The sequence below is a fragment of the Mycobacterium sp. TH-M116 genome, assembly GCF_057473685.1.
In genome coordinates this window covers 1-7,750 of the sequence record NZ_JBYCLC010000098.1, presented here as the reverse complement: position 1 = coordinate 7,750, position 7,750 = coordinate 1, and the positions used below count along the sequence as shown (strand labels likewise).

The 7,750-nt window shown below is 69.3% G+C and carries 9 protein-coding genes; 7 read left to right on the top strand and 2 right to left on the bottom strand.

Annotated features, from left to right (window positions below; all coding sequences use genetic code 11):
• The 7 genes from AC2VOK_RS04845 to AC2VOK_RS04815 all read left to right on the top strand — a co-directional run.
• Positions 1 to 623, top strand: a 623-nt coding sequence (locus AC2VOK_RS04845; protein ID WP_428899474.1) for a SelB domain-containing protein, incomplete at its 5' end; no start/stop codon positions are given.
• Between the two features lie 7 nt (positions 624 to 630).
• On the top strand, positions 631 to 3,807 hold the full coding sequence (gene fdnG, locus AC2VOK_RS04840; protein WP_428899473.1) for a formate dehydrogenase-N subunit alpha: 3,177 nt from the start codon (positions 631 to 633) through the stop codon (positions 3,805 to 3,807).
• Positions 3,804 to 4,709, top strand: coding sequence for a 4Fe-4S dicluster domain-containing protein (locus tag AC2VOK_RS04835; protein ID WP_428899476.1), 906 nt, complete (start codon positions 3,804 to 3,806; stop codon positions 4,707 to 4,709). Before fdnG ends, AC2VOK_RS04835 begins: the two co-directional genes overlap by 4 nt.
• A 173-nt stretch (positions 4,710 to 4,882) precedes the next feature.
• The gene (locus AC2VOK_RS04830) at positions 4,883 to 5,122 is read left to right on the top strand and encodes a type II toxin-antitoxin system Phd/YefM family antitoxin (protein WP_428899472.1); all 240 of its coding nucleotides are present in this window, start codon (positions 4,883 to 4,885) and stop codon (positions 5,120 to 5,122) included.
• On the top strand, positions 5,119 to 5,508 hold the full coding sequence (locus tag AC2VOK_RS04825) for a type II toxin-antitoxin system VapC family toxin (RefSeq protein ID WP_428899471.1): 390 nt from the start codon (positions 5,119 to 5,121) through the stop codon (positions 5,506 to 5,508). The genes AC2VOK_RS04830 and AC2VOK_RS04825 overlap by 4 nt, the downstream gene beginning before the upstream one ends.
• A gap of 137 nt (positions 5,509 to 5,645) precedes the next feature.
• Entirely contained in the window at positions 5,646 to 5,978 is a 333-nt protein-coding gene (locus AC2VOK_RS04820; RefSeq protein ID WP_421531442.1) for a hypothetical protein, read from the top strand.
• An 11-nt stretch (positions 5,979 to 5,989) separates the two neighbouring features.
• A complete protein-coding gene (locus AC2VOK_RS04815) occupies positions 5,990 to 6,526 on the top strand; it encodes an RES domain-containing protein (protein WP_421531443.1) in 537 nt (178 codons plus the stop codon).
• 297 nt (positions 6,527 to 6,823) lie between these two features.
• Here the strand turns inward: AC2VOK_RS04815 and AC2VOK_RS04810 are convergent, their stop codons facing one another.
• Positions 6,824 to 7,231, bottom strand: a complete 408-nt coding sequence (locus AC2VOK_RS04810; RefSeq protein WP_428899475.1) for a PIN domain nuclease — start codon at positions 7,229 to 7,231, stop codon at positions 6,824 to 6,826.
• Complete coding sequence (vapB, locus tag AC2VOK_RS04805; protein ID WP_428899470.1) at positions 7,228 to 7,458, bottom strand: type II toxin-antitoxin system VapB family antitoxin; 231 nt, start codon at positions 7,456 to 7,458, stop codon at positions 7,228 to 7,230. Before vapB ends, AC2VOK_RS04810 begins: the two co-directional genes overlap by 4 nt.
• Positions 7,459 to 7,750 lie beyond the last annotated feature (292 nt).

The following is a 7,750-nucleotide window of genomic DNA, read 5'->3' as shown; positions in this document are numbered from 1 at the left end:
CCCGGGCCGACGAGCTGCGCGCGATGGGGATGGGCGCCCGCGGCGAGCGGATCGGCGACTGGGTGGTGGACCCGCAGTGGTGGGCGGCGCGGCGCGCGGACGCGGTGTCGGCGGTGCGGAGCTGGGCCGCCGAGCACGACGTCGCGGCCGGCATGCCGCTGGAGGCGCTGCGACGGCAGGCCGGGCTGCCCGCCGCCGAGCTGGTGGCCGCGCTGCTCGACGGCACCGGGCTGACGGTGTCCGACGGCCTGGTCGCACCGCCCGGCGCCGGCCTGCCGGCCCGCGTCGAGGAGGCCGTGCGCACCCTGGAGGAACGGCTGGCCGCCGAACCGTTCCGCGCCCCGGAGGCCGACGACCTGGCCGCCCTGGGGCTCGGGGCCCGCGAGCTGGCCGCGGCGGTGCGCGCCGGGCGGTTGACCCGCATCGCCGACGGGGTGGTGCTGGGCCCCGACGCACTGGACCGCGCGGCCGCGATCCTGGCGGAACTGCCGCAGCCGTTCACCGTCAGCGAGGCCCGCCGCGCGCTGGGCACCACGCGGCGGGTCGCGGTGCCGTTGCTGGAGCAACTCGACGCGCGGCGGGTCACCCGCCGCGGCGGCGAGGGCACCCGCGAAGTGGTTTGATCGAAGAATGGACATCGGCAAGCTGATCCAGTCGTGGCCGGTCTACCGCCAGCTCACCGGCGCCGACGCGCTGGGCCGCGGCAAGGCCGCACAGTCCACGCGCTCCGAGGCGCTCACGTCCCGCACCGCCACCGCCGACAGCGTCGCGCACTCGGTGTGTCCCTACTGCGCGGTGGGCTGCGCGCAGAAGGTGTATGTCACCGACGGCGAGGTCGTCCAGATCGAGGGCGACCCGGACAGCCCGATCTCGCGGGGCCGGCTGTGCCCCAAGGGATCTGCCAGCAAGCAGCTGGTCACCGGATCCCAGCGGGAGACCACGGTGCGCTACCGCGCCCCCTACGCCACGCAGTGGTCCGAACTCGACCTGGACACCGCGATGGACATGCTCGCCGACCGGGTGCTCGACGCCCGCCGCAAGGGCTGGCAGGACTTCGACGCCGACCGCAACACCCTGCGGCGCACGATGGGCATCGCCAGCCTGGGCGGGGCGACGCTGGACAACGAAGAGAACTATCTGATCAAGAAGCTGTTCACCGCGCTGGGCGCGCTGCAGATCGAGAACCAGGCCCGTATTTGACACAGCGCCACGGTTCCCGGTCTGGGAGCCTCCTTCGGTCGCGGCGGCGCGACGGACTACCAGCAGAACCTGGCCAACGCCGACTTCATCGTCATCATGGGCTCGAACATGGCCGAGGCGCATCCGGTCGGCTTCCAGTGGGTGATCGAGGCCAAGGCGCGCGGCGCCCAGGTCGTCCACATCGACCCGCGGTTCACCCGCACCAGCGCGGTCGCCGACCGGCACGTGCCGCTGCGCGCGGGCTCCGACATCGCCTTCCTGGGCGGGGTGATCAACCACATCCTGTCCGGTGAGCTGGACTTCCGGGAGTACGTGAGCGCCTACACCAACGCGTCGTTCATCGTGTCCGAGGACTACCGCGACACCGAGGACCTCGACGGGCTGTTCAGCGGCTACGACCACGGCACCGCGTCCTACGACCCGGCGAGCTGGCGCTACGAGCCGGGCGGCCGCACCGACCCCACGTTGCAGCACCCGCGCTGCGTCTACCAGATCCTCAAACGCCACTACGCGCGCTACACCCCGGAGATGGTGGAGCGGGTGTGCGGCGTGCCCGCCGAGACGTTCACCCAGATCGCGCGGGCGTGGGCGCAGAACTCGGGCCGGGAACGTACCGCGGCGCTGGTGTACAGCGTGGGCTGGACCCAGCATTCGATGGGCGCCCAGTACATTCGCGCCGGGTCGATCATCCAGCTGCTGCTGGGCAACATCGGCCGCCCCGGCGGCGGGATCTTCGCGCTGCGCGGGCACGCCAGCATCCAGGGTTCCACCGACGTGCCGACACTGTTCAACTTGCTGCCCGGCTACCTGCCGATGCCACGCGCCGGCCAGCAGAGCCTGGCCGACTACCTGGACAAGATCACCGACGCCAACCCGAAGGGCTTCTGGCACAACGCCGACACCTATATGGTCTCGCTCCTCAAGGAGTACTGGGGCGAGCACGCCAGGCCCGACAACGACTTCTGCTTCGACTACCTGCCCCGCATCAACGGCGACCACGGCACCTACCGCACGGTGCTGGACATGATCGACGGCACGGTGTTCGGCTACTTTCTGCTCGGGCAGAACCCGGCCGTCGGGTCCGCGCACGGGCGGTTGCAGCGCCTCGGGATGGCCAACCTGGACTGGCTGGTGGTGCGCGACCTCGTCATGATCGAGAGCGCCACCTTCTGGAAGGACGCACCCGAGGTCGAGACCGGCGAGATCTCGCCGCAGACGTGCCGCACCGAGGTGTTCTTCTTCCCGGCGGCCTCCCACGTCGAGAAGGCCGGCACCTTCACCCAGACCCAGCGCATGCTGCAGTGGCGGGAGCAGGCGGTCGAGCCGCCCGGCGACGCCCGCTCGGAGCTGTGGTTCTTCTACCACCTGGGCCGCAGGCTGCGCGAGAAGCTGGCCGGCTCGACCGACGAGCGCGATCGCCCGCTGCTGGAGCTGACGTGGGACTACGCCACCGACGGCGACGAGCCCTCGGGTGAGGACGTGCTGCGCCGCATGAACGGCATCGACCTGAGCACCGGCCGGGCCCTGGGCGGCTACAGCGAACTCAAGGCCGACGGCAGCACCGCCTGCGGCTGCTGGATCTACAGCGGGGTGTACGCCGACGAGGTCAACCAGTCCGCGCGGCGCACCCCGCGCGACCAGCAGGGCCCCGACGGCAACGCGTGGGGCTGGACCTGGCCGGCGAATCGCCGGGTGCTCTACAACCGGGCGTCGGCCGACCCGGCGGGCCGGCCCTGGAGCGAGCGCAAGAAGCTGGTGTGGTGGGACGCCGAGCGGGGCGAGTGGACCGGCCACGACATCCCCGACTTCGAGACCGACAAGCCGCCGGACTACCGCCCGCCCGAGGGCGCGGTGGGCGTGGAGGCGCTGCGCGGCGACGACGCGTTCATCATGCAGTCCGACGGCAAGGCCTGGCTGTTCGCCCCCACCGGGCTGGCCGACGGCCCGCTGCCCACCCACTACGAGCCGCACGAGTCGCCGGTGCGCAACCCGCTGTACCCGCAGCAGGGCAACCCGACGCGAATCGTTTACGGCCGCAACGACAATCCGTCCAACCCGGCGCCGCCGGAGGCGCACGGCGAGGTGTTCCCGTTCGTGTTCACCACTGCCCGGCTCACCGAGCACCACACCGCCGGCGGGATGAGCCGCCAGCTGCCCTACCTCGCCGAGCTGCAACCCGAGCTGTTCATGGAGGTCTCCCCCGAGCTGGCCCGCATGCGGGGGCTGACGCACCTGGACTGGGCGCACGTGGTCACCAGCCGCACGGCGGTCGAAGCGAAGGTGTTCGTGACCGACCGGATGAGGCCGCTGCGCCTCGACGACCATGTGATCCAACAGGTGTGGATGCCCTACCACTGGGGTTACGCCGGTCCGGTGCAGGGCGACGTGGTCAACGACCTGCTCGGGGTGGTGCTGGACCCGAACGTGTTCATCCAGGAGAGCAAGGTTGCCACCTGCGACGTGCGCCCCGGGCGGCGGCCGCGCGGGCAGGCGCTGCTGGCCTACATCGCCGAGTACCGCCGCCGCGCCGGCGTCACCGCCGAAACGGGCACCCGCCTGGACACCACCCGGGCAGCTCCTCTCGAAGAACCGGAGGAAACCCCCTGAGCGACAACAGTTTCTACGGAGCACTGCCCGACCCCGCCGGCAACGCCGGGTACGGGGAACCCCACCCGCCGCGGGTGGGGTTCTTCACCGACACCTCGGTGTGCATCGGCTGCAAGGCCTGCGAGGTGGCGTGTAAGGAGTGGAACGGCATACCCGACGACGGCTACAACCTGCTGGGGATGTCGTTCGACAACACCGGCGCGCTGGGTGCCAGCACGTGGCGACACGTCGCGTTCATCGAGCAGGAGCGCCCGCCGGGCGCCGAACCGGTGGACCTCGGGCTGCCGACGTTCGCGCGCCCGGGGGATGGCGCCGGCGCGGAGGCCCGCACCGACTTCCGGTGGCTGATGAGCTCGGATGTGTGCAAGCACTGCACGCACGCGGGCTGCCTGGACGTGTGCCCGACGGGCGCGTTGTTCCGCACCGAGTTCGGCACCGTCGTCGTGCAGCAAGACATCTGCAACGGCTGCGGCTACTGCGTGTCCGGCTGCCCGTACGGGGTGATCGAGCGGCGCGAGGGCGACGGGCGGGCCTGGAAATGCACGATGTGCTACGACCGGCTGCGCGACGGGCTCGAACCCGCGTGCGCCAAGGCGTGCCCCACCGACTCCATCCAGTTCGGCGTCCTCGACGAGCTGCGCGAGCGCGCCGCCCGCCGGGTGGAGAAGCTGCACGGGCTGGGCGTGCGCGAGGCGCGGCTCTACGGGCATGACCCCGACGACGGGGTCGGCGGCGACGGCGCGTTCTTCCTGCTGCTCGACGAGCCCGAGGTGTACGGGCTGCCACCGGATCCGGTGGTGCCGACCCGCGACGCGCCGGCCATGTGGCGTTACGCCGGGATGGCGGCGTCAGCGCTCGTCGCCGCCGCGGTGACGTCGTTTCTGGGCCGGGTCCCGCGGTGACCCGTTCCGCATCGGATGGGGCGGGCCGTCGCGGGCCTCGCCGACGACGCTCCGATGCGCCAAGCGTGGCAATGACGGAACTGATGTTGACTGCGGCGTTGGTGTAGCGCTAATAGCGCTAATAGCGCTAGCGTATCTAGCTCGACTAGGCTTTATCGTGGTACGTTTCCGTGATGTCCATCGAGAAAGTCAGCAGCACGGAGGCCAAGAATCAGCTCAACCGCCTGCTGGCGGACGTCAAGGCCGGCAGTTCGTTCATCATCACCAGCCACGGCGCACCGGTGGCGCGGCTGGTACCCGTCGTCGCGGTTCCGCGACGGTTCGGCCAATTGCCGAATCTGTTGGTGCCCAGCGATTTTGATGATGCCCTGCCCGACGATGAACTCGCGGCGTGGGAAGGCGACAACGCGTGAATGTCCTTCTTGACACCCACACGCTGCTGTGGCTCGTCAGTGATCCCTCTCAGGTGGCCCCGTCAGCACTCACGGTCCTCTCCAGCGCCGAGACGAACCTGTGGGTTTCGGCCGCGTCGGCCTGGGAGATCTCGACCAAGACCCGCCTCGGACGTCTCGATGGCGAAGCATTGCTGTCGACATGGGCCGACATCGTGGCCGACATGAGCACCTCCGAGTTGCCCATCGAATCGCCCGACGCGATCCTGGCGGGCCGGCTACCGTGGGAACACAAGGACCCGTTCGACCGCGTCATCGTCGCACAGGCGCTGCGCCGGAATCTGACCATCGCGACGCGCGATACGAAAATCATCGCCGCGGCGATGACGCGGACGCTGACAGCCTGACGGGCTGCGCCCGGCAACACTCGAGATCGTCTCACCGTTCCAGAAATGGCGCGGCTTGCGCCCAATGATTCGGCCAGCCCGAGCGGAACGGCTACCGACCACCAGCGCAACATTTTATGTTGCGCTATTCTCGGTTCATGCCGGTGTCGACACAACAGAAGGTCACCGCACTCAGCCGCGACTTCGGCTCGCAGCGACGACTCGCCGAGTTGCTCGGTGTCAATGCCGCCCAGGTCACCCGATGGCGCCGCGGCGAGGGAATCGATGACGCCAATGCCAGCCGCGTGGACGTGCTCGACCTCGTGATGGCCCACCTGCTGCGCCTGTACTCAGCTGCCGCCGCTGAGCGCTGGCTCATCGGCATGAACCCAAGCCTGGAAGGCCGGCGCCCGATCGATCTCGTCCGCCGCGGACAGACCCGGGAAATACTCGACGCGATCGCCAACGAGCAGGCCGGTAGCTTCGCTTGAGACTGTGGCGCGTGCTGCCGTGGGATCCGTCAGCGCGGCCGGGCGAGCCCGGCCACGCTGTGTGGATACCGAGGCAGCATCAGGGTCGCGGGCGCCATGACGCTCCGGATCGCTACGGCTGCCTTTATCTGGCCGAGGCGCCCGTTTCGGCCGTCGCCGAGATGCTCGCGCCGTTCCGCGGAACCGGTGACCTCCATCCCGACTTTCTTGTCCGCTCCGGGCGACAACTCGCGTTGGCAGAACTGGAGCTTGCCCACAACGCGACGCTCATCGACCTCGACGAGCCCGCGGTGCTGGTCGAAGAGTCGCTGCGCCCGTCCGTTGTGGCGACCAATCGCCGCTCGGTCACACAGGCTTATGCCATCGCCCAGTATGAGCGTCACCCGACTGCGGCAGGGCTGCGGTGGTGGTCAGCTCTGGAGGCTAGCTGGATTCAGATCACGCTATTCGACCGCGCCACAGCAGATTTGGGCGTGGACAGTGTGCGGGTGCTGTCGGTGGGCGATGAGACGGTGCTTGCCGCCGCGACGCACCTTGGTCTCGCCTGACCCGCCGAAGAATAATTTTGACCTGGCCCTCCGGACCTTTCCGTGGGTCCGGGGCCGGTTGTTGATGGGCGCCGGTAGACGTTGGATGGCTGTCGCCTTCCGTCCCCTTCCCTGCTTGTTGCTCATTGGCGCTGCCCGCGTGGGAAGTGTCCATGACAACCCCCGATCACAGCGAGGCGGAACGACATGGACACCGACGAGCGGTGGCGCGGGATCGGCGACGAGCGGAGAGGGGAAACCCCGAAGGGCGTCAGCGGCGGCCGGGCAGAGCGGGGCGGCTCACGCCCCCGCCTGTCCCTATGCCAGCCGTAGCCATTCGATGGCTTGCCCAGAGATGCGCGTGATCAAGTCAAAGTCTTTGTCAACGGCGAGAACTGTGAGTGATCCGATTTCGGCGGAGGCGGCCACCAGGAGGTCGGGGATCGACGGTGCGCGATGCTGACCGTGATCCGCGAGCAGCAGCTGCAACTCGACGGCGCGATCTTCTGCGGCCGGCGTTAAATGCTCCACCGGCATTAGCGACAGCGGCGGGGAGATGATCTCGAGACGCGCTTGTGCCGCGGTGCGAAAGGAATAGCCGATCTCCAGTCGGGTGACGGTGCTCATTCGCAGGAGACCGCGTTCTATCCGGTCGATCCAGAGTTCGGCGTCGGGTGAGCCTGATATGCGGGTGTAGGCCGACTTGTCGATAAGCCACGTGGTCATCGCCACGCGCCCGCCATCACCTCTGGGTCATCGAGGTCCGCTGCTGCGGCCGCGGCGCGACGCATGTCCTCGAGCGTGAGCTTGCCTTGAGGTTGCCCCTCTGAGCGCTCCGTCTCGAACCGTCGCCGCAGATACTCCTGCCGCGATAATCCGCGCGCCTTCGCGGACGCATCGATGTGCGCCACCGCAGCGTCCGATAATCCGCTGATCAACGTCAGGCCGAGCACCGACGGGCGGCCGAGATTCCTGATCGAAGGCCGCCACTACCCGAATGCCACGGGCCGGGCGCCGGGGTGCCGTCGACCACGGGTTGCTATGCGTCCGACGCCGTGGTGACGGCCCAGCCCGCCGCGGCCGCTGTCGCAGCGCCCGAATACGTCGCGGCCACGCCATGCAGCCTTTTAGGCACGCTCGAACTCAGGGCTGGGTCAGCTCGTCAAGACCAAAGCCCAGCGCGAGCGGTTCTTCGGTCCGTACCCGGTCATCGACGAGGGCGCCGACCCGGTGATAGGCCCCGTC